Consider the following 22247-nt stretch of genomic DNA (forward strand, 5'->3'; position numbering starts at 1 on the left):
GCTACTGGTTCAGGTCTGTGCGCAGGGACAGTACATTGTTGCCGACTCGGCTGATCGAGTCTTCGAGCCCGACAATGCGGTTGCTCGACGCGCGAGCGAGGTTGGTCAGGTTGCGCTGTAGGCCACCGACCTGGCCATCGAGGGTGTTGAACCGGCTGTCGAAATTCACCACTCGACCATTTAAATTGCTGAAGCGGCCATCGAGATCGACGACCCGACCATTGAGGCCACTGAACTGGGTATCTAGAGTAGCCACGCTGGTCGAGAGGCGACCCACCTGCCCGCTGACGGTGGTAACTCGGGTATCTAGCCCGCTGACCTGGGTCGTTAGGGTGCCGACATTGCGCTGGAGACCCTCCACAGAGGTATTGGTCAGAGCAAGGCTGCGGTTGAGGCTGACGGTGTCTTGCCGGAGCCCGACCACCTCCTGATTGAGCTGGGTGACGCGGGTGTCGGTGGCCTGGCTGCGGGTCTGGAGGGTGGTGATCTGGCCGTCGAATTCCTGGTCTTTTGACTGCAGGGCGGCAATGGTTTCGGCCTGGGTGGCGATGCGATCGCTCACTTCAGCCACGACTCCTCTAAAGCCGCCCACGGTGCTATCGACGTCGGTCACCCTGGTCTCCAGGGTATCGACCCGACTGGCGACCGTACCCAGGCGGCCATCGATCACGGGCAGCCGCCCCTCAATGGTGCCGATGCGGGTGCCAATCTGAGTGAAACGGCTGGTGGTGCTGGCATCGAGCTGGTCAACATTGCGCTGCAGGCGACCAAACTGAGTCGAAAGGCTACCCACCTGGTCATCCACCTGGGCAAAGCGTCCCTGAAAACCCTCGACCTGGTCGCTCAATTCCACCACATTGGCCGCCAGGGTATCGATCTGGGCGAGGCGGCCCTGAAAGCCCGCGACCCGCTCCTGCACCGTGCCCAGGTCGGTGACCAGACCGCCGACGCGGCTGTCGAACTGGTTGAACCGGGTTTGTAGCGTACTGACCCGGCTGTCGACGGTTTCAAAGCTGGATCGCACATCGCTGAGCTGAGTGGTCAGGGTGCCGACACGGCTATCTACTGTGTTCAGGGAGGTTTGCAGCCCTGTGACCCGAGTGGCCAGGCCGGTGACGCGATCGCCCAGTTCACCCACCGCAATTCCGCTCGACTCGATCTGGCTGCCCACCTCTGCCTTTAGATCGGTGCGGGTTTGCACCACGCTCTGCAGGCCGCTGACGCCGCCTACCGCCAGCAGGCCTCTGGCCACATTCAGGGTCGGGGCCAGGTCAGCCTTAAGCCCCGTGTCTTCGACCTCATTCAGCCCCTGGAGCAAAAAGGACTGCACCGTTTTATCGACCACCTTGCGGCCAATGTAGGCCCCAACAAGGCCCGACTGGCTGCCCACGTAGTCGCTCACCTGTCGGTAAACCCCCTCCCGGAGATTTCCCAGGGGATTGGTCTTTTGCAGCGCATCGAGCACGGTGGGCAGAGGGTTCTGCGCCTCTGACAGGGCAAGCAGCGTCTCCAGCCAGGGGCCGAGCCATTGCTTAAAGGGCACCATCAGCGCCCCCAGCCCGGTAACCGTGGTGCCCCCCGGCTGCTGCACGTAGGCAGTGACCGTGGCCTCCAGATAGTCCCACTGGGCCAGGTAGTCGCGCACATTTACCGACTCCAGCAGCCCCTCGCCAAAGTCGCGAAAGTAGATATCCAGCGCCTGGCGATAGGCGTGGTTGACCTCCCACTGGTAGAGCTGGGCCATCTCGCGCAGGTCGGCTGCGGTCTGGCGCGGCGTGGTCGCGGCGGCGTCCAGGCGACCCAGCAGCCGTTCCAGGGCCTCCTGCTGGGCGGCCAGTAAATCTTCGGAGGTGGGGGGTAGCAGGCTGAGGCTAAAGCGACCCTCGGCGTCAGTGGTCACCACCAGGCTGGTGCCCTGCTCGGCAATCAGGCGATCGTGGCTGCGCAGCCGCCCCCAGGTCGTGGCCACCACCACCGCTGTCCCCACCTGGGGCTGTCCGTCCCCAGCGGTGACGGTGCCGGTCAGCACCAGCGACTGCCCCAAAAACGGGGCCGGGCGCGACGCGGCCAGGGCTACCTGGGGCCGCTGCGCCTGAAGCTGGGCCACCTGCCGACGCAGGGCCTGAAGTTCCTCGTGGATCTGAACGATATCCAGAGTAGCGGGCATGGGGCTATCCTCAACGGGGCAGGCGGAGATTGGGCAGAATGGCTTCGACCTGGGTCTTCAGGGCGGCCACATCCTGCAGCTGACGGTTGACCACGGCGGGGTCGAGGTTGCGCAGCACCGATACCTGATCCTGCAGGGGTGAAATCTGCTGGCGAATCGCCCGCTGCACCACGCCATTTTCCGCCTCGATCGAGGTGCGGAAGGCCTGCTGCTCTTGCTGGAGGGTCTGGCGGGCCTGGGTAATGCCCTGATTGACCTGAGTCTGCACGGTTTCGGTCAGCTCGGTGCGCAGGGCCGCTGTGTTGGTTTCAGTTTGCAGGGCGGTTTCGCTAAACACCTTAAAGCCCACCTCCTGGGTGGTCAGGGACAGGGTTTTGGCCTCAGCTCGGCCGAGGGTCTGCTGAATGCCGATGGCGTTGTGCAACCCCTCGGTCAGCGTGTTCAGGAAGGGCACTGGCGTAGCGGGCTGCACCCGCCGCAGCGCTTCGTCGACAATGCGATATTCGCGCTGTTTGCCCAGCAGTCCCTTGTTCTCGACCAGGGTGGTGATTTCGTCCTTGAGCCGCTCGGTAGACCGGCGGAAGTCTCTGTCGATCATGGGGTTAAAGCGCTCAATGTAGGGATTCAGAGGCAGCACCTCCAGGGGCGGCTGAATGAAGTCCACAATCCAGGGGCCAATCCAGTCGCGGTAGTCGATTTGAATAGAGCTGACGCCGAGGCTGGGGTCGGGCGTGGTGGGGTCGGCGTCGGGCTTGACGAAGGCCATCACGGTGGCGCGATAGGTGCGCCAGCGGCTGCCCAAATCGGGGCGAATGGTGCCCCCCGACAGGGCCGGATGCCGCAGGTAGTGAGCATCGAGATAGTGCTGAATCTGGCTCGACTGCTGGTACTGGCTGCGCAGCAGCGGATATACCGGGCTGGCCTCCTGGGGGGTGGTGGCCTGTAAAATCATCTGGGCAATGGGTTGAGTCAACCCCTGGGGCTGGCTGCGCAGCACCACGGCCATTTCGTTTTCGTCGTCGTCGGTGAGGCCTTCGGCGTAGTCGGAGCGCAGCTGCACCTGGGCCAGACCATCGCCGTCGACCTGCACCGAAATAGTGCGATCGCCCACGCCGCCCCGGGTCGTAAACCCCGACACGGGTCTGAACTGCCCCCAGGTGGCCACCAGGTCAACCCAGGGCCGATTGCGAGCGTTCAGCGTCAGCGGGTTGCCCTGCAAATCGGTGAGCTGCACGGTGATGTCGGCCAGTTCGCCCAGGGCGTAGTTGACTCGCTCGGTGCTGAGGCTGAGGCGGTAGTACTGGGCGATTAACGGATTCACCACATTCTGCAGGGCGGTGACATCGGTGCGCAGCTGAGTCACCTGGTCGCCCAGGCTGGTAATGGTGGTTTCCAGGGTGGTGACCCGCTCGATCAGGCTCGCCTCAACCAGTTCGTCCAGGGCGTTGACGAGCTGATTCCAGTCCTGAGATTGAATCAGTTCGCCAGCCACTTTGTTGCCGATCGCATCTGCTAGTAGGCCCATGGTGTTTACCTCGTAATCCTTGCTTGTGAGACGGTCTGCGAGAGAAATAAAAGCGCCGAGAGGCCGTTAGCCGCTGGACAGGTCGCCCCGCAGCAGGTCGTCGCCCAGGGCCAGCTGCACCTGCACCCCGGCGGGTCGCACCTGCTGCATACCCGCCCACACGCGATCGAGAATGATCGGGTCGATCGCCTCACCGGCCTGGAGTCGCTGCAAGCGCACCAGTACCGAGGCGGGCTGGTGCGGCTGCCAGCTCAGCCACACCCGAGCGGCGGGCAAAAAGGCAAACAGGCTGGCATCAAAGTGGCTGGGGGGCGACCCGGCAAAGTCAAATCGGCCCGACTCGGGGTCGATATGGCTGGGGTCGTTGCCGATGCGGCGGCCCTCGCTGGTCCAGAGCGGGCGGCTGTCGGTGGTGATGGGGTTGTCGCCCTCGACCTGTAGGTAGCGCCAGGTGGACCCTCCCACCGGCAGGCGCGGCACCGCCACCAGGCCGCCGTCGCGAATTTCGGTGGGGCGGGGCTTGTAGCGCATGCGCAGCTGGGGGGTGGGGTCGGCGGCCCCTGGATCAGGGGTGAAGCTAGTGCCATCCCACTGGCCCAGGTCGGCGATCGCGCCATCACTCCAGGCCACGCTGTGCACGGCCTCGGCCTCGATTGTTCTCAGCGCCAGCTCAACAGTGAGCGGGGTGAACCGCTCCCAGGCGCTGGCGGCGGGGTTGTAGCGCCAGCCGTCGCGGGGGATGGGGTCGCGATCGGCGGGGTAGAGCCGATCGGCCTGACCCAGCACCTGCCAGCGATCGCCCTGGTATTGCCAGAGCCGGTAGCCGTCGTAGCGCAGCAGGCCGCGATCGCAGCCAATCCACAGCAGCCCGCGCGGGTCGAGGCTGAGCTGGTGGACCGGGCCAGTGCTGATATCGGGAAAGGCGTGGAGCACGGTTTCGCTGGTCAGCCCCCGCACCGGCTGGGCCAGGTAGCGGGCCAGCCCCTGGTCGGTGCCCAGCCACAGCGTACCGTCGCGGCTGCGGGCAATGGCGCGCACGGGGGGCAAAAAATTCACCTCGGCATCGGCGGGGCCAGTGGCGGGGTCAAAGGCATCCCATTCGGACTGCTGCTCGGTGCGCACCTGGCCCCGGTAGCGGTACCAGACCCCCAGTTCCGGCTGCTGCTGAAGCAGACCCCAGCTGGTGCCAAAGAACCGCGCTCCGGCCCCGTCGCTGTAGATTGCGTAGACCTCAACCCCCTGAAGCTCTGTGGCGGCCAGGGTGCCATCGGTATTGAGAATAAAGGCTCCACTGGCGGTGCCCAACCAAATTTGGTCAGCTATCGCCGCCAGGGCATAGACAGCCGCACTGGGCAGGGTGGTGAGGGTCTGCTCCTCTCCTTGTGGGGGAAACAGCGGCAGCCGCACCAGGCCGTCGTCGCTGCCGATCAGCAGATCGGGGCCGTGGGCATACAGGTCGTGGATAGCACTCAGTTCGGCAAATTCGCCGCTCCAGGTCTGGCCGTCGTAGCGCCAGAGCTGCCCGCTGCCCTCGCTGTTGACCGCCACCCAGAGGGCGCTGTCTTCGGTTTGGGCGATCGCCACCACCGTTCCCTCCGGGCCTTCGGGCTCAGGAGTCCAGGGGCCTGCCGCCGTGGGGTCAGTGGTCGAGCTAGCCCGCTGTAGTCTGGTTGCCGTGCCCAGCCAGCCGTTGTAGGCAGGCTGAATGCGCAGGGTTTCGCCGGGGGCCAGATTGCCCTGGTAGGCAATGCCAAGGGGCTGACCAGGGCCGCCGTAGCGCTCAATCAGGGGCGACTCGGTGGCGGCAATTTTGTTTTCCTCTGGAGTTACTCCCTGGATGTAGAGGGTGGGTAAGACGGGGCGCAGCCCGGTCAGGGTGAAGCGCCAGCGCATCAGCGGGCCAACTATGTCGGTCGGGGGGCCATTGGGGAGAGCCGGGGCCAGGGTGGGGGCGGCGGCCACGCCTTCTTCGATCCAGAAGGGGCGATCGCGCAGCGCCGGGGCAGCGCTTAAATCGAGGGGCAGCTGGAGTTCCACCATCCGCCGCAGGGCCTGAATTGTGCCCACCCCATCGCGGTAGAGGGCCACGGTGCGGCGCACCCGCAGGCGAAAGGCCTCCACGGTTTCGCGGGTCGGTTCCTGCCATGGCGACAGACCCACCAGGGCGCTGAGGTAGGCCAGATCGTCAATGTAGGGAAAGCTCAGCAGGGATGGATCCCCCAGCAGCGGTGGCGGCAGCGGGGGTTCCTGAAGCTGCCGCCGCCGCCGAAAGAAGGCGTCGTAAAAGGCCCGGTCGGCGTACTCAAACCAGTGGGCCTGGAGCACGGCGGCAGCCTCTAGGTCAACCTGCTCCAGCGATCGCCCCACCGCCTGCAAAAATCGGGCCATCAGGCCTTCATCCCCCGGCTGGGGGCGGTAGAGGGAGGGCATGCGATCGCGAATTTGCTCGTATCTAGCCATCGGTCGCCTCCAGGGTAGTGCGCACCACGCCATCCAGACTGAGCCGCTCAAAGGGGGTGAGGCGGTAGGGCACGTCGTCGGGGGCCGTCAGCACCTGGCTGAACTGGGTGGCCTGGGTGATCACAAACTGCACCTGGTAGGGGCCGATGTTGGGAACTGGCGGCGCTGTCTCGGGCAGCGATGCGGCCGCGTGGTTGGGCAGCGGCACCACCGCCAGCAGTCGCCCGTAGCTGAGCTGCCGCTGTTCAGCCGGGGTGGTTTCGCTAGCGTTGAGGTCGTTGACGGTGGCGATCGCCGCTCGCAGGGTCGCCTCAATCGCCGGTAGATCGGCGGGGTCGGCGTCGTCGGGATGGCTGATCTGCACCGCCAGGCGCGTCGGCAGGTTGGGGTCGGCAATATCCAGACTGCCCAGGCGCACCGCCAGCCCCTGGGTGGCCAGCTGCCCGCTGGCGGGGTCGGGCATGACGCTGACCTGGGTGCCCGCTTCGGTGCGCACGATGCTGAGAATCTGCACGTCTTCGACGCCGTTAATGGCCAGGGCCAGCCCAATCAGCCGATTGAGACTGCCGGGCTCGGCGCTGGTCAGCTGGGCAAAGTAGTCGGCGATCTGCTGCTGTAGGGTGTGCTGAATGCCCCGCAGTTCCTGCTCCAGCAGGCCGCTGGCGGTGGTCAGCCGCAGACTCACATTCAGGGGCACGGGCGGGTTAGGGGCAGCAATGGTAAACGGAATACCTGCGGGTCGGGCCGCCTCCAGCGCGGTGTAAAGCCGCTGATACTGGTCGGGGGGCAGGGTCTGCACCAGGGGGGTGATTTTCAGGCGGCGCACCCCGGTGGCATCGGTGAGTTCTTCGATTTCGGCGGTCAGCCCCTGGCTGGCGATCGCCTGTTGCAGCGCCCCCAGGGTGGCCCGCTGACTGCCGTAGAGAAAGTTTTTGGTGCGCGATCGCAGCTCGGCGTCGGTCTCGCTGCGGGTGGCGATCGCGGTGGGGGCCGGGTTGGTGATGCTGGCCACCCCCGCCAGGGGCACCACCAGGGTGGTCAGGGCATTGGCAGGCAGCGGGTCATTGGGCTCCAGATCGCGAATCGGCACCCGCACGGTGGTCTGGTCAGGGGCCATCTGCACCGTTTCGATGGTCTCATACTCTACGCTGCCGTCGGCGTTGATCGCCCGCGTTCCCGCCGGAATGTTGATTGCCCCCCGGCTGTTGGCGGCGCGGGTAAACTCCAGCAGGCCCGTGGCCAGCCCTCCCTGCACCCGCTCAATGCCCAGCAGGGCCACCACATGGTCGAGGGCGCGATCGCTGGCCGTATCCACAAAGCCCGAGTCGTAGACCTGCTCCAGCTGGGCGTAGAGCCGGGCGATTTCCAAAGCCACCGACTCGCTCAGGGTGCGCACCACGCTGCCGGTGTAGATATCGGTCAAGACCGGCAGCGCCGCCTGGGGATAGTAGTTGATCGCCAGCAGCGTGCCGGGGTCTGGCAGCTGCGCCCCCTCCAGCCAGACCAGGGTATTGCCCCCCGCCAGGGCGTAGTCGCTGCCCTGGCGAAACAGCACCGACTCGCCGTCGCGCTGGCCGTAGACCGACTGAATTTCGGCCACGGGGGGCTGTTGCAGGGTGTGGCGGAAGGGTGGCCCCGTCGCCCCCGGCGGCGGAAACGGGTGGCTTTCTGACGAGACCCCCTGGGTGATGCCGGTCAGCAGGTTATCCAGCACCTCAGGAAACGGGCGACGGCGAAAACTCATGGCGCTACCTCCAGCACAAAGGAAATTGGGGTCGCCGGGGCCGCCACGGGCTTCACCAGCAACGCCACATTGATGCGGTCTCTGGTGCCCGGCGCGGGCGTCACCGCCAGCACCTCCACCTTCTCCAGGCGCGGCTCCTGGGCCAGGCTTTCGAGAATGTATAGCCGCATCAGGTCCAGATTGGTGGCCACATTCCGCTGCCCAATCAGCTCGTGCAGCCGCGAGCCGTAGGTGGGGTGACCCAGGGCCGCCAGCTCGCCCCGGGGTGTCAGCAGCCGCATCACCACCGCCTGGGCCAGGTTGTCGGTGCCCTCAACGGTGTCAAAGTCGGTCACCCGGCCCTGGGGAATGCGGCGCACCAGCTCCTGGTTGCCGTAGACCGGGCGCAGGGCCGCCTGCCGCAGCTGCAGCCGCAGGTCGGTACGCAGGTGGGCATCGGTCGCCATGGTTAACCTCCAATGAAAACAGTACCGACCGCCACCACCGTGCCCGCCGGGGTATCGGCGGGGTCGTTGCAGGTGAGGGCCGTATCGCCATTGCGGGCGGCGGGTTTGCCGTTGATAAACACCGTCCCGCTGCCGGTCTGAATCGTGGCCTGGTTTTTGGGCGGCGTTTGAAACGGCCCGCCCTGGGGAATGTGGGCCGGCACGTTGTTGGCCGTGCTGCCCTGCACCGCCGCAGGCATGCCGCCAATATTGACATCGCTGCTGAGCCCGCCGTCAATCTGGCCGGTAAAGGGGTGGGGCAGGGGCGTCGGCACCGGGCCACCGGGGGAGGGAATCTGGATGATGTGGGTGTCGGTGGCGAGGATTTGATCGCCCTGTTTGGCTGCGGGTTGAGGCATAGGAGAGGTGAGGAGATGAGGGAACGGTACCTGAGCGGAGTCGAAGGGGCGGAGGTGAGGGAACGGTACCTGAGCGAAGCCGAAGGGGGGGACGGTCCCTGAGCGAAGTCGAAGGGGGGGACGGTCCCTGAGCGGAGTCGAAGGGGGGAGGTGAGCGGACGATCCCTGAGCGGAGTCGAAGGGAGGGACGATCCCTGAGCGAAGTCGAAGGGAGGAATTTCTGGTTTTGACCTGCTCATTTGCTGGCGCGACCCACAGGGGGTGACTTTGGGTTGGGTATCAGTTCATTCATGGGAATGGGCTGGGGAAACGGAAAGGGTCAATTAATGTTTACGGTGGCTCCTTTAATCACGGTTTCGCCCTGGGCTTCGAGGTTGAGGTTGGCCTGGGCCTTGACGGAAACGTTGTTGCCCTCAAGGGCGACATCGCCCTGGCTGGTAATGGTGACGGCACCGTCGCGGTCGATCGCGATCGCCGCCTTGCCCCCATCCACATCGATCGAGACCACCGGGTCGTCGTCGAGCAGGGTGATGGTCAGAGCGCTGCCGAGGGAGAGGGTAATTGCCTTGGGGTCTTCGCCGCTGAAGGCGACCCGCAGGGCATCGTCCTCGGCGGCATCCGGGGGCAGGTGCCAGATCGCCTGCTGGGGCTGGCTGACCGGCGGGCGAGCGCTGTCAGAATACAGGCTGCCGGTGATGACTGGCGCGTTGAGGTCGCCGCCGACAAACTGCACCAGCACCAGATCGCCCACCGAGGGAATGCTGACCTGGCCGATGCGGGGGGTGGCCACGGGCACCTGACGCAGCACCAGTCCTGTGTTGCGCAGCACCACAGTGCAGGCATAGTTGTCGGTGTCGCCGCCGTCGGCGTGGGGGTGGTTTTCCTGCACCACGGCCAGCTCCGCCGTCTGCTGGCGGCTCAGCTCCTCCTGCACGATGCGCTGAATGGTTTCGTAGAGGGTGAGGGTGGTCATAGCAGCCCTCCCAGTGCGGCCAGGGCACCGAGAGGCACCGAGGCGGTTTTTAGCAGGCTCAGGCGAGTGACAAACCCCCGCGATTTAGACAGCCGATGGCACACGCGTTCGACCTGGTAGTTGCCGTTGAGGAAATTTTCTGGGGCGGCGGCGATCGCGATCTGGCGGCCCACCGCTACCTGGGGAGCGCCGGGCACCCACAGTTCGCCGGTGAGCTGCACTGAGGCGGCGGCTGAGGCGCGGGCGGTGGCGGCGGTGCGTGCGGCATCCTGGCTGCGCAGGGCACCGTCGCTAGCCCAGCGCTGGGCCTCGCCGCTGCCCGCCTGGGCCTGCACCCCGGTGGCATCGGCCACCAGCCAGTTCCAGGCGTCTTGCCCCTGGCTGCCCGCCGCCCCCTCGCCGCTGACCTGCACCCCGTCCAGGGCGGGGGCCGCCTCGGTAATCTCTAGCTTGAGCACATCGGTACCGTAGGTAAAGGTCTGCACGGTTTCCCCCTCGCTGACTGGGGCAAAGGTGAGCTTGCCCGCCGGGGTGAAATAGGCCCAGTAGCCGCTGCGGCGGGCCAGGGCGGCAATCTGGGCCTGGAGCGGGGTGGTGCTGGCCAGGGCATAGAAGGGTAGGGACAGCCCAGATTCAATCACATCGGTCTCGACTCCGGCCTGGCTGGCCAGATCGCGCACAATGTCGCCCGCGTTCTGGGCTGCGTAACTCTGGTTGAGCCGCTGCCGCGCCAGCCTGCCGCCGCCGTCGCTGGCGTAGAGGTGGGTGAGACCCGCCAGGGTGCGCACCTGCCGGGTGACGCTGCCCGTGAATACAGCTTCGGGCGCGGCATCGGCGTAGCCCAGGGAAATGGTCACGGCATCCTGCAGAGCAATGTCCGGCGCGTCAGCCGCCGCAAAGGTGATGCAGGCACTGTTGACAAAGGGCAGCGGCCCGGTTTGCACGGCGATCTCCAGGGTGTGGCTGAGCCAGAAGTCGTCGCCCCCCTGACCCAGCAGATTCCCTGCCGCTGCGGCCAGCCCGCCCAGGCTGCCCGTCCCGCCGGAGGCTGCGCCGCTGCTGTGGGCGATCGCAAAGGCCGGTCGCCGCACTGCCGCAGGTTCGCTGTTAGCTAAAAACGGAACATTAACCACAGAGCATCTCCATCCTTAAGGACTCACCGGCAGGTTTTCGCCCAGAGGGCGAGTGGCGGGGCGGGCGGGGACGTATTCGCCAAAGTTTTGCAAGTCGGTGACGGGGGGATGGGCGCGAACTACGGCACCGGTAGTGAGCGGGTCTTCGCGGCGGACGGTGAGGTTGGCGTCGGTGCGGCGAACCAGGAAGGTGCGGAGGCGGTTGGGCTGGTGCAGTAGGGGATGGGCCGGGTCGAGAATCAGCCACTGCTGGTTGACTTCGCGAATCAGCACCAGGGCGACATCGGAGAGGGGATGCCCGGCGTCGGTAAAGGCCTGGCGCAGGGCGGGCGACAGGGTGCGGTTAGTGAGGTCGGTCTGGAGGCTGCTGCTGAGGGTGAACAGCAGATTTGAGAGCTGGGCGCGCAGATCGCGTTCGAGCCGCAAAATAGTGCGCTGGGCGTTGATTGTGTAGGTGACTTCGATGTCGCCGTTGCCCAGGGTGTGCTGCGCGGTCCCGATCACCCAGTTGAAGTCGGCAATCTGGTAACCATCGGCGTTGAGTTCGGCCTCTACGGTGGTGCGGGCCAGCAGGGCGGTCAGGCGCTGGGCGGCGGTGCCCAGGGGCGGCAGATCGGCGGGGGCATAGGGGATGGCAATCGGGGCATAGGGCAGGCTGCGATCGCGGCTCTCCTGAGTAATGCCGGGCACCCGCCCCCGCAGCGCGTCTTCCCAGTCAAAATCGACCGGGTGGTTGCGGTACTTGTCGCCAAACTGCTGGGCCAGGGTAGCGCGGGCGGGTCGAGCGGCGTTGGTGCCGGGCCAGCTGACAAACCAGAATTCCACCAGGTGTTCTTCCACTTCGGTGAGGGTGCCGCCCACCGATCGCCAGGTGTAGCCCTGCAAACCCTGGGGTGCCCGCACCACCGGATGCTGACGATCGCGATCGCCCAGGGCAACACTCAAAAGTTCTAAAATCTCCTGGCTGCGGCCCAGGGCACAGCCCCGCACCCGCACCTGAGTGCGCACATCCACCTGGGCATCGTCGAGGGGGAGAATGTCGCCAGCGGCGATCGCCTGCTCCAGCAGCTCAGGGAAGATGTCGTTGCCCCCGGCCCTGACCGGAATGCTCATGCCGCCCTCTTCGTTGGCGTGGACGACAATGTTGATTTCGCCCCAGGGGCTGTCGGCGATGGCGTGGCGATCTAGATAGTCGCGCACCTCGACCAGATTGCGCAGATTGGTCACCAGGGTTCCAGCCGGGTTGAGGTCAAAGAAATTGCGGGCCGAGGAGTAGAACTGGTTGGCGGCATCCTCCGGTTCTTCGCCCATGATGAAGGTGACGGCGGGGCGAAGGCCAATGGGGGCCTCGGCCAGCGCCTTTTGTTGGGTGACAAAGTCTAGCAGTCGCTCCAGGTAGGGGCGCACCGTCGCGCTGGTGGCGGCGTTGGTTTGAAAGGCGCGCACGGCATCGGGGCTGAGGCGTTCGAGCTGGCGGCGGTAGTAGGGCTGCTCCAGGTGGCCGGGCTGCAGGGCGCGATCGCGGAACTGACGCTCCAGCTCGCGCTCCTCGGCGGTCATGATTTTGAGGTACTGACCGGCCTTAGTCGTAATCTCACCGTGAATACGGCGTTCGCCGCGATGCCAGCGAAACTCGAACCCCTGGATGGTGTAGAGGGGCTGCTCGACCGGGTCGCCCTCGCGAATTTCGTAGAACACGCTGTAGGTGACTTCGTTGCCGTCGGCGCTGAGGTGTTCTTCGGCCACCCACAGCAGTCGGCCCGGTGCAATGTAGAAACCCACGTGGGGCCGCTGGGCCACGATGCTGGGAGCGGGGCCGCGATCGGACGTGTTTCGCAGACCCACGGCCCCAACAATTACGCCAGTGTCGATATTGATCAGGTTAATCGCGGGCTGGGTTAAATCGCGATCGCTCTCAGTAATGGCAGTGCAGGCCCCGGCCCCCTCCCGGTAGGGGCGGCTATCGTCGCCCAGGCGCACCCGCTGCCCGTAGAGGTGGGGCTGGGTCGGCAGGGCAGCGGTGTCACCCCACTGGTGGTCTTGGCAAATGCCCAGCACTGGCGGGCAGCTATTGCCCTGCCGCCAGTCGCCGCGCCAGTGGCCCCGAAACGGGTCAAAGGCATCGTTGCGGCCCCGCGCCCTGGTTTCAGCCACGCTATCGGGCCGCCCGTGGTGGCGCAGGTGAGTTTTAATTTCATCTAGATCAAAGGCACGCGGCTCCAGGGGGCCAGCCACCGTGGGAATGCTGGCCTCGGGCAGAGCGCTGAGGGCGTCGGCAAAGCTCTGGGCATCGGCAAACAGGCGAGCGTAGCGATCCCACACCGGCTGCAGAGCGGCATCGGTGGGGCGAACCGGCTGGGCGGCGATCGCCAGTTCGGCCTCCAGCTGGTCGAGGGCGGCATCGATATCCCCCTGGGGTTGGGGCTGCACCGCCAGATGCAGGGTTAAGAGCGGTTCGCTGTCGGCTTCGCCGTTGGCTTTGAGATCGATCAACACATCTCCATTCGTTCCGTTCTGGCCGGAAGGGCGAGTGCCATAGAGGGCCACGATGTACTCGCCGCTGCCGGTCAGGGTGCGGCTGTCTGGGCCGTCAGGACCGTTAAAGCGCACCTGACCCCCGCTGTCGGGCAGCTGCGATCGCAGCCCCAAAACCAGATGTTGCGGGTCAATTCCGGCGTCCCAATCCACCCGCAGCCGCAGGTGAAATAGCCGATTCAACGGCACCGTCCAGGGTGCCTCGGCTGACACCGATGCCGGTAGGCCCAGCCGAATCTGCACTTTTTTGGCGGCCCGACAGAGGGTGGCCCGCACAACATCAACCCCGGCGACAGGTAGACAGGTCATGACAGCTGCACCTCCACGGTGGTTTTTAGCTCAAAGCCAAACTCGTCGGGCGGAGCGACCCGGTGCAGTGTCGCCAGATAGAGCTTTTGCAGCATCACCTCACGGCTGTCGGCGGGCAGCGGATAGTTGTTAAAGGTAGAGAAGTGGGGCTGGTAGATAATTTGAAATTCCACACTGCCTGTCGCCGGGGCGCTGGCCGGGGCCTGGTAGGTAAAGCGCACCTCGCCCTGGGCATCGGTGGCCCGCTCAGCGGTGTGCCGCAGGGAGTCTAAGCGGCGACCCCGACGCGGCTCGGAGGCTGGAGTGATGGGGATGATGCTGCCGCCGCCCGTCACCGTAAACAGCAGGTTGTAGCCCCCCAGCGGCGTATCGGTTTCATCGCGCAGGTCAACGACGAAATCGGCGCTGGTCCCCGCCGTTATGGCTATGACCATAGTCACCGGGTCTCCGGGATTGCCCCCGGTCAGCCGCCGCAGCCGCAGTCTGGGCATTAGCTGGTTATTGATCTCGTAGAGCTGCTGAATGGCGTCAACAAAACCGGGCTGGCTGCGGCGGGCCTGGGCCAAAATCTGGCGAAACAGGTAGAGATTGGGGCTTAGAGACCAGAGCGGATTGTCGTCGGGGAACTGGCGGAAGGGCAGCCGCAGCAGCTCGACCAGGCGCTGGCTCTGGTCGTCGCTCAGGTGGCTGTTGTAGCTCCACCAGTAGCTGGGCGAGTCGGCAAACCCGATCGCCGGTTCGGCCACCAGGTGGTGAAGTTGCCACAGGGTATTGGCAAAGTAGCCCTCGGCTTCGAGGCCCCGGTTGAGCTGGTCGTAGAGGGGCAGTCGGGTGGTGCTGCCCCGTCGCCGCAGGGTCGATACCTCGTCAATGGGAAAGCCGCGCAGGCGATCGCGGCCCGCAAATTCGCTGCCCCAAAACAGCTGAATGTATTCGCCGTAGCCCTCCACCATGGCGATCGCCTGGTCAAACAGCAGGTTGGCAAAGTGTTCACCCCCCGTGTACTTTGACTTAATTTCCTCGACGTGGCGGCGCAGCGGCGTGTAGTCAAACACCCAGTGGCCCATTTCGTGGGCAATGGTGGAGTCATCCCAGGCGTCGTGGCCCCGACCCGCCTCATCGGCTCCCATCGATAGGACATTGGCAAACCAGTGGTGCAGGCTGCCCTTCACCGCCAGCACATCCACCCCCAGAAAGTCGGGCTGGCCGTCGCTGCCCCAGCGCTGGCCGTCGCTGTCCTGGCGGGTGGTGTGGACCAGCCAGCGCTGCACCTCCTGCATCACCCGCACGGCGTTGATGGCCATGGCCTTGAGCGGCGTGGTGTCGGTAAAGCGGTTGGTCTGGGTGTAGGTGTCGGCGGTATAGGCGTCTTGGGTGGGGCTCTGCCAGCGGTCGGCATTGCCAAACCGGCTGGTGTCGCGGCCAGCGGCCACCCGCAGTTTGACCTCGGCCTGCTGGCGCTGATCGGAGCGGCAGTGCGATCGCAGATACAGGTCGGGATAGCCCTCAAACAGACCCTGGCCCAGATCAAACAGGTTGCCGTTGACGGTGGTGCTGTGGCGCACCAGCCGCACTCGATGGTTGCCGGTGTCGGCGATCGCCATCAGCCCCTCGCTGTCGCTCACCGCCCGGCTGGGGGCCGCCAGCAGCAGGTGACGGGCCAGCTCAGGGTAGTAGATATTGGGGTCAACGACGACGCAGAGGGTGTCGCTGGCGCTGACAGCGCTATTGTTTTGAACGAAAATCCAGTCGTCGGGGGCCAGGGTAATAGCGGCGCTCAACCCGCCGCCGCTGGTCGCCGCCACCTGCAGGGTGCCGCCGCTGGTCACCCGCCAGGCGGGCAGGCCTAAAAATTCCTCGGCGGGGCGAGCCGCCAGCCCACCGCCAAACTGGGCCGTGCCGCTGTTGGCGGCGATACGGCGGCGATAAAACCCCTGGGGTAAAAACCGCTGCAAGTCCCAGTGGGCATCGAGGCGAGCGGTGGTGGCGGTGCTCGACTCTTGCAGGGTGAGAGCCACGACGCGATTGCCGCTGCGATCGCACACCAGCAGCCGGTCGTCGGGCGTCATCGATAGCCCGGCGGGGGCGGGCAGCTTGAGGGCGGCGTCACTCAGGTCAATACGGCGATCGAAGGCGTCCTCAGCGTCGAACCGCAGGATTTGACGGTTGCCCTCGTCCAGCACGTAGAGCCGCCCCTGGCTATCCACCGTCAGGTCGCTGGGGGCGGCCAGGGCGTTGCCTGCGGTATCCAGCGGAGTGGGGGTGCCGTCGGCCCCGAGTCTCATCACCTGGCTGCTGCCGCGATCGGCCACGTAGAGCACGGGTCCGGCCCCCCGCAGCTGGTAGGCGATCCCCTGGGGGGCGTTGAAACCGGGGGTAGTTGAGGCGGCGGTATCGCCCGTGGGGTCAAACTGGCTGACCTGGTTGGCCCCCGACTCGACCACAAACACCTCGCCCGTGGGGCTGGTGGCAATGCCCACCGGCCCATTCAGCCCACTCAGCACCCGCACTGAGCGCCAGCCGTCGCCCTGGCGCTCGTAGGCCACCACCCGGTTGTTGCCGCTATCGCTGACCCAGAGGCGGCCCTGGCCATCGAGGTGGACATAGCCGGGCTGGTGCAGGTGGGGCAGCTCGGTGCGCGGCAGCCAGGTCAGCTCGTGCCGGGGCGGCGTTGCGGTCGGCGGGGGCGCACCACTCGCTGCAAAAGGAGTAGCCCGCACCACCCGCTGGTTGCCGCCATCAGCCAGGTAGATGGCGCTGCGATCGTCGATCGCAATCCCCGCTGGCACCACCGGCTGGGCCGCTGACTCGGGGTAGGGAGTCGTCCAGGAAGCAAGAAAAGCCCCGCTGTCGGCATTCAGCCACTGCACCCGGTTGTTGTTGGCGTCGGCGATCGCCACGGTGTTGTGATTGGCATTCACCGCCAGGGCCACGGGGCCATTAAATTCGGTGTTGGCACTGCCAGCGGTACCGCCTACAGTCCACAGGGGGGCGGCATTCCAGCCGCTGGTATTCGTCAGCTGCCAGGCCGACACCTGGTGCTGGGCCTGGCTACAGACCAACAGTCGGCCCCGGCGATCGCCGCTCACCGCCACGGGCACCACCCCGGCCCCCGGCGCAAAGCTCAGCTGATGGAGCAGCGTGGTGGCGGTAGTGCTAAGGACCGGCAGCCTGAAGATGTGTATGGCTGGAGCTAGCACCGGAGGACCGGCATCGCCGCCATCGGCCACCGCCAAATATTCGTCGCCAGCCCCCGGCAGCCGCAACACCGCCAGCCCCTGGGGATCGCCGAAGCTCTGACTGACCGGCAGCGCGGCGGTAAAATCCATCCACTGGTCCCAGCGCTGGCTGAATCGGTAGAGGCCAGCGTCTACGGGCAGTTGACCGTTGCTGTCGAGGCGGGCCTTGTCGTGATGGGGGCGAAACACCAGAATCGACTGGTTGTCGGCCACCAGCAGGCGGCGATCGCGATCGACCACCAGCCCTCGCGGCTGCTGAAAGTGCTGGGTGCTGCCGCCCTCGCGCCACGACTCGATGGTTTCGCACAGGGTGCCGTCGGGGTAAAAGCGGCGGATGACGGGATGGCTGGGGGCGCGATTGACCATAAACACAAACCCGTGGGCGTCGGTGGCCAGCCGCCCCACCTGCTCAAAGCTGCCGCCGCCGATCAGGCCCAGGGGGGCACCGGGCGGGTCAATCCAGGCGCGGGGGAGGGCAGCCTCCGCCGCGGGCAGGGCCATGGCGTAGGGCACCGTCGGCGGTCGGTCGAAGTAGGGGTAGCGGTCGTCGTTGCGATCGTCGCCCTCGCTGCGGCCAAAGGGAATGATCCGGTTTTCGCGCGGGTGATAGCCAACGCCCTTGAGGGTGTCGTCGAAGAAAATATCCTCGTCGATCACCACCAGCTCCAGGGCATTTTCGGGCAGGGCAATGGGGTTGCTGGTGGCAGCTCGAAAGTCGCTGTAGGCCAGGTTGAGCCGCGCCCCCAGGCCCATATAGACGGTGAAGGGGGTGGTGCGATCGCCAAAGTCGGTAGTCAGGTTGCGAATGCGGCTGGCATTGTCGTGGCGGCTCTCCCAGGCTCCCGGCAGGGTAAAGCTGGGGCGAGTTGGGTCAAGCTCACCACTGGAAACCTCCCGCAGCCCCTCCGGCAGGGTCAGCGTGAAGTAGGGGTTGAGGCCCGCTTCGTCATTTTCCTCAAACCGCAGCACCACCTCGGCGATGCCGTCACCATCGGTCACCGGGTTGCCCTGGGAGAGGGTTAGATCAAACCAGGCAGTGCGGCGGTGCTGCACCGTCACCCGGGCGTCGGGCACCGGAATCGGCGTCCCCGTCACCGGGTCGAGGGTGACTACTCTGACAAAAACGGTGCGATCGATCTCAGCCATTACAGACTTACCCCCCCGCCTACGCTGGCGCTAGCGCTACCGCTGAGAGCCCCGCGAGCGGCCCGCAGCATATCGTCAAAGGCATCTTCGGTGCGGCCCAGACTGAGCTCAAACTCGACCTGTAGCTCGTCGAGTTTGTCGAGCAAGGGCATCAGCACCACGGTCAAATCAATTTGATCCAGCGCTCCCTGAATCGCCGCCCAGGCCGCCAGCAGCGGCGGCTCCAGCAGCACTCGCGGGTTCACCGAGTTGACCAGCCCCTTCACCTGATCGAGCAGGGCGGTCAACCCCGCCAGCAGGCGCGAGGGCAGCGTCCGTTCTACTACTTCCAGCAAGCGCTGATAAATCACATCCAGCCCCGCCGTCATTCGCATCGGGTCGAGGCCGTCGATCAGGGTCCGCACCTGGTCCAGCGCCTGGTCGATGTCGCCCGCCAAAAAGTCGACCCGCAGGTTGGTGACAATGCCCTGCAGCCGCGCGATGGTGTCACGCACCTGGGTCAGGCTGTCTGCGATCGCCAGACCGTCGAGCAGGCCCAATACCGTGTCGTAGGTGGCATCTAGCTCGGCCCCAATGTCTGCGGGGCGAATCGGCAGCAGCCGCGCCTTGAGGGCGTCAAACCGCTCATCCAGGGCGGCCAAAAATCGAGTTGGGTCGGCCAGCCGCATCACCCGCTTAAAGGTCTCCACATCCAGCAGCTGGCGGGCGTAGGGGGGCAGCAGGCCCAGCAGCTTCTCGCGCAGCTCGATATACAGGTCGCCCAGACGGCTGAGGTCGAGGTTCTGCTTCAGCGCCTCCAGACCGCCCACCAGCCGGGTGTAAAGCGCCACCAGCTCGCCCAGTTCCGCCTCGGGGTCGAGGTTGCCCACCAGGGCCAGCTGGGCCTCGGCCCCAGGGGTCTGCACCGCCAGCCGTAGATCAAAGTGCTGGGCCTTGAGCTGGTTGAAGCGGCCCGGCAGGTTCAGGGTGCGCAGCGCCGCCAGCACCCTGTCGATCGCCCCGTGAATCTGCGCCGTCAGCGCCTCGGGCTGGAGCTGGTCGAGCAGGGTCAGCGGGGCTTGGAACATGGCGTGGAGGGCATTCACCACGCTCTCCTGCACATCGTCGATCAGGGCCACCAGGGGGGCGGCCAGCCCGATCGCGGGGGCAAACAGCACTGAGGGGCTGAACCGATCCAGCTCGGTTTCAATCCGGGCAAATTCTGTCGCCAGCGGGGCCAGCAGATCGGAGGGGCGAATCGCCTGAATGCCCGCCTGAATATGGTTGACGAGGGCCAGCAGATCGTCGATCCAGCGAGTCAGGTCGAGGCCGGTGACGCTGGCCTTGAGGCGATCGAGCAGCTGGGTCAGGGGAGCGATGATCTGGGCACTGTCGAGCCGATCGAAGCTGGCGGTGGCCGTCGCAAAGGCCTCGCCCAGGGGGGCCAGCAGGGTGGAGGGCTGCAGCTCGGCCAGGGGAGCCTGGAGGTATTGTTCGTGCAGGTCGTCGAGGGGTTTGAGCAGAGCGGTTAGATCGAGGGCGGCGATCGCCGCTTCCACCACGTCGAAGGCCGAAAACAGCACCGCTAGCAGCTGGGTCGGGTTGAGCGCGTCGAGCAGGTTCAGCGCCTCTTCGTAGCCCGCCTGGAGCGCATCGATCGCGGCCTGGGGCACCCGCTTAATGGCGGCGAACCCGTCCCGCAGGGGCGGCGTGATCGTGCCGCTGAGGTCGATGGTGATCACCAGATCCAGGGCCACCTTGAGCGCCTCCCGCAGCAGCTCGTTGAGCGATTCGGGGTCGATCTGGCGCAGGCTATCGGCAGCAGACTCCATTTCGGCCACCACCGGGTCGATCACCACGGCAAAGTCAATCGGGGCCAGCTGATCGAGAATTTCGGCCACCTTCGCCCGCAAATTCTCTAGCAGGGCCGGAATGTTCAGCCCCGTGAGAAAGCTGGTGAAGTCATCGATGCCCGCCACCGCCTGGTCGGTGACGTCGGTAATTGCAGATTCCAGCGGTGTCAGCAGGTCGCTGAGCTGGCCCAGGATGCCATCGAGAACGCCCTGAAACTCGGCCAGGGTGCCCGCCAGGCTGGGGGTGCTGGGGTTGGTGGGGTCGCCTGCGATCGCCACCTCAGCCTGTTCAAACAGCCCCCGCAAATCCTGCTCGAAGCGGTACTCAAACTGACCGTTGGGCAAAAATTCCCCCACGTTGCCCGCCAGGTCGCGCAGCTGCCGCACCAGCCCGTCAAAAAATGCGGCGATTTCCGCCAGCAGGTCGCCGACGCCGCTTTCCAGATCGCCCACCACCTGCTCCACCGGGGCCAGGCTGGTTTGCAGGGTGTCGCCGATGCTGCCCAGGTCCACCGCCTCCAGGGTGTCGCGGGTCGTTTCAAAAAAGCCCAGCACCTCGTCGCGCACAACACTTAGATCAATGCCCTCGATCGCCGTATCGATGCGATCGAACAGGGCATTGAACGGGTCTTCAATCCGCTGGGCCTCGCGGATAGGCACCGCCAGGGCCTGCTCTAGCTGGGCGCGCAGGTAGTTTTCCAGGGCGTTGGGCTGAAACAGCGGCGTGTCGAGCAGCCGGTTGATCTCGTTCAGCAGCGGCCGCAGATCGCGCCGCAGCGCCTGCAGGGCGATCGAGGTTTCGACCACCCCATCGCGAAACTGGGGGTAGTCGGCGGGGGCCAGGCTGAGGGTCTGGCTAAAGCGGCCGCTGAGCACCGTCAGCCCGTTGGCCACTGGCTCCACCACCGCCGAGGGCAGCAGCGACGCCAAAAACGCCTCCAGCTGGTCGATCAGGTGCCGCACCGAGCCATAGCCGAGGGTGTCGAGCACGTTGTCGAGGGCCTGCTGAAACACCTGCACCACCAGAGCCTGGGGGTCTGCCACCGTCTCGGCCTGCTCGATCAAGGGCAGCAGATTGCGGCTCAGATCCTGCACCGACTGCACCCAGGCCCGAATGGTGGCGGCCTCGGGGCCTTCCAGGCTGCCCAGCACCCGCAACAGCTGATCGACCAGCACGTTAAAGACCTCGGTGCGGTTTTCGGGGATGCCGTTGGCAATGCCCTGCACCGCGTCGATCACGCTCTGAATTTGCCCCACCAGGTCGCCTGCGATCGCCCGATCCGCCGCCCCAATCCGCTGCTCAAACCCGGCCAGCGCCGGGGACGGGTTAACTTCAGCCTGCAGTTCCAGCGCGCCAAATAGCTCGTTGATCTGAGCGATCAGCGCCGCTGAGTCCAACTCAAACAGGCCCGCCACCTGCCCCGTCAGCTGGCCCTCCACATTACTTACCCCGCCCGATAATGACCCAGAGGCACTGGCGGCGGCCTCGAACTGGACACCCAGCTCTCCCACCCCGCCCAGGGCGCTTTCCAACTCGCGAATGTTGACAACTAGCGTTCCTTCAGCCATAGCCTATGCGTCATCCTCCTCATCGGGGGTGCCAAAGATTGCCGTCAGCGGTGCCAGCGACTCCTCCAGGCCAGATGTGGCCGTGGTCACGCCATCGAGGGCACCAGAGAGCTGCGGCGTAGGGTCAGCAATGTCGGGAATGTTGCCCAGTCCGGCGATCGCATCCAGCGCCCCGGTAACGGTGTCTAAAAACCCGGCGGCATCGTCGAGCAGGCCCGTATCCAGACCGCCCAGGGGGTCGGGCGGTGGCGGCGGCGGCGGGCTCTCGCGCACCACCAGAAAATAGTCGAGCTGGTCGGGGCGCTGACCGCTCTCTTGCAAATCTAGGGTCTCGATGATCACGTACTGCAATTCGGTGGCGGTGAGAATGTCGGCCACAAAGGTGACCGGCTCGCCAGCAAAAAACTTCTCCCGCAGGGCTTCCAGAAACTCGCTCTGGGCTTCCTGGCCGTAGAGGCTGCCGGCGATCGCCACCCGCGTCGGCACCGTATTCAGGTCTTGAAACAGGCTGCCCACTTTCCCCGGCACCGCCAGTTCCACAAAGCGGCGCTGCTCCAGGGTGCGAATTGACGCAATCCGAGGAATTTCCCAATCGCCAAGCACGGGTTTAACTCTCATGACAGATCCACTCCGTGACGTTGGGCCTGGGCCTGCAGGATGGCGCTGACCATGTCGGTCAGGGCTTCGGCGACCTCGTTTTCGGTGGGGTTGGGAAGTTCAGGGGAGAGAGATGGGGGGATGGGCTCAACCTGGGTGGAGTGGTAGGGGGGG

12 protein-coding genes are annotated in these 22247 nt (G+C 65.7%); all 12 read right to left on the reverse strand.

Going from position 1 to position 22247, the window contains the following annotated elements:
* Position 1: 1 nt before the first annotated feature.
* Positions 2-2167, reverse strand: a complete 2166-nt coding sequence (locus ACQ4N7_RS25965) for a hypothetical protein (RefSeq protein ID WP_430714346.1) — start codon at positions 2165-2167, stop codon at positions 2-4.
* A 10-nt stretch (positions 2168-2177) separates the two neighbouring features.
* The gene (locus ACQ4N7_RS25970) at positions 2178-3692 is read right to left on the reverse strand and encodes a hypothetical protein (RefSeq protein WP_430714347.1); all 1515 of its coding nucleotides are present in this window, start codon (positions 3690-3692) and stop codon (positions 2178-2180) included.
* Positions 3693-3758: 66 nt separating this feature from the next.
* Positions 3759-6152 (reverse strand): hypothetical protein, encoded by a 2394-nt coding sequence (locus ACQ4N7_RS25975; protein WP_430714348.1) that lies wholly within the window; start codon positions 6150-6152, stop codon positions 3759-3761.
* Complete coding sequence (locus ACQ4N7_RS25980; protein WP_430714349.1) at positions 6145-7896, reverse strand: baseplate J/gp47 family protein; 1752 nt, start codon at positions 7894-7896, stop codon at positions 6145-6147. Before ACQ4N7_RS25980 ends, ACQ4N7_RS25975 begins: the two co-directional genes overlap by 8 nt.
* Positions 7893-8342 carry a hypothetical protein gene (locus ACQ4N7_RS25985; protein WP_430714350.1) on the reverse strand — a complete coding sequence of 150 codons (450 nt, stop codon included), beginning with the start codon at positions 8340-8342 and terminating at the stop codon, positions 7893-7895. The genes ACQ4N7_RS25980 and ACQ4N7_RS25985 overlap by 4 nt, the downstream gene beginning before the upstream one ends.
* A gap of 2 nt (positions 8343-8344) precedes the next feature.
* Positions 8345-8740 carry a PAAR domain-containing protein gene (locus ACQ4N7_RS25990; RefSeq protein WP_430714351.1) on the reverse strand — a complete coding sequence of 132 codons (396 nt, stop codon included), beginning with the start codon at positions 8738-8740 and terminating at the stop codon, positions 8345-8347.
* Positions 8741-9059: 319 nt separating this feature from the next.
* The gene (locus ACQ4N7_RS25995; RefSeq protein WP_430714352.1) at positions 9060-9713 is read right to left on the reverse strand and encodes a phage baseplate assembly protein V; all 654 of its coding nucleotides are present in this window, start codon (positions 9711-9713) and stop codon (positions 9060-9062) included.
* Positions 9710-10846: a hypothetical protein gene (locus ACQ4N7_RS26000; RefSeq protein WP_430714353.1), complete on the reverse strand. Its 1137-nt coding sequence runs from the start codon at positions 10844-10846 to the stop codon at positions 9710-9712. The genes ACQ4N7_RS25995 and ACQ4N7_RS26000 overlap by 4 nt, the downstream gene beginning before the upstream one ends.
* 15 nt (positions 10847-10861) lie before the next feature.
* Positions 10862-13690, reverse strand: coding sequence for a hypothetical protein (locus ACQ4N7_RS26005; protein WP_430714354.1), 2829 nt, complete (start codon positions 13688-13690; stop codon positions 10862-10864).
* The gene (locus ACQ4N7_RS26010; protein ID WP_430714355.1) at positions 13687-18075 is read right to left on the reverse strand and encodes a hypothetical protein; all 4389 of its coding nucleotides are present in this window, start codon (positions 18073-18075) and stop codon (positions 13687-13689) included. The genes ACQ4N7_RS26005 and ACQ4N7_RS26010 overlap by 4 nt, the downstream gene beginning before the upstream one ends.
* Positions 18075-21476, reverse strand: a complete 3402-nt coding sequence (locus ACQ4N7_RS26015; protein ID WP_430714356.1) for a hypothetical protein — start codon at positions 21474-21476, stop codon at positions 18075-18077. Before ACQ4N7_RS26015 ends, ACQ4N7_RS26010 begins: the two co-directional genes overlap by 1 nt.
* A 3-nt stretch (positions 21477-21479) precedes the next feature.
* Entirely contained in the window at positions 21480-22094 is a 615-nt protein-coding gene (locus ACQ4N7_RS26020) for a hypothetical protein (RefSeq protein ID WP_430714357.1), read from the reverse strand.
* Between the last annotated feature and the right edge of the window lie 153 nt (positions 22095-22247).

The organism is Nodosilinea sp. AN01ver1 (genome assembly GCF_050565655.1).
In the GTDB taxonomy this organism is placed as follows: domain Bacteria; phylum Cyanobacteriota; class Cyanobacteriia; order Phormidesmidales; family Phormidesmidaceae; genus Nodosilinea.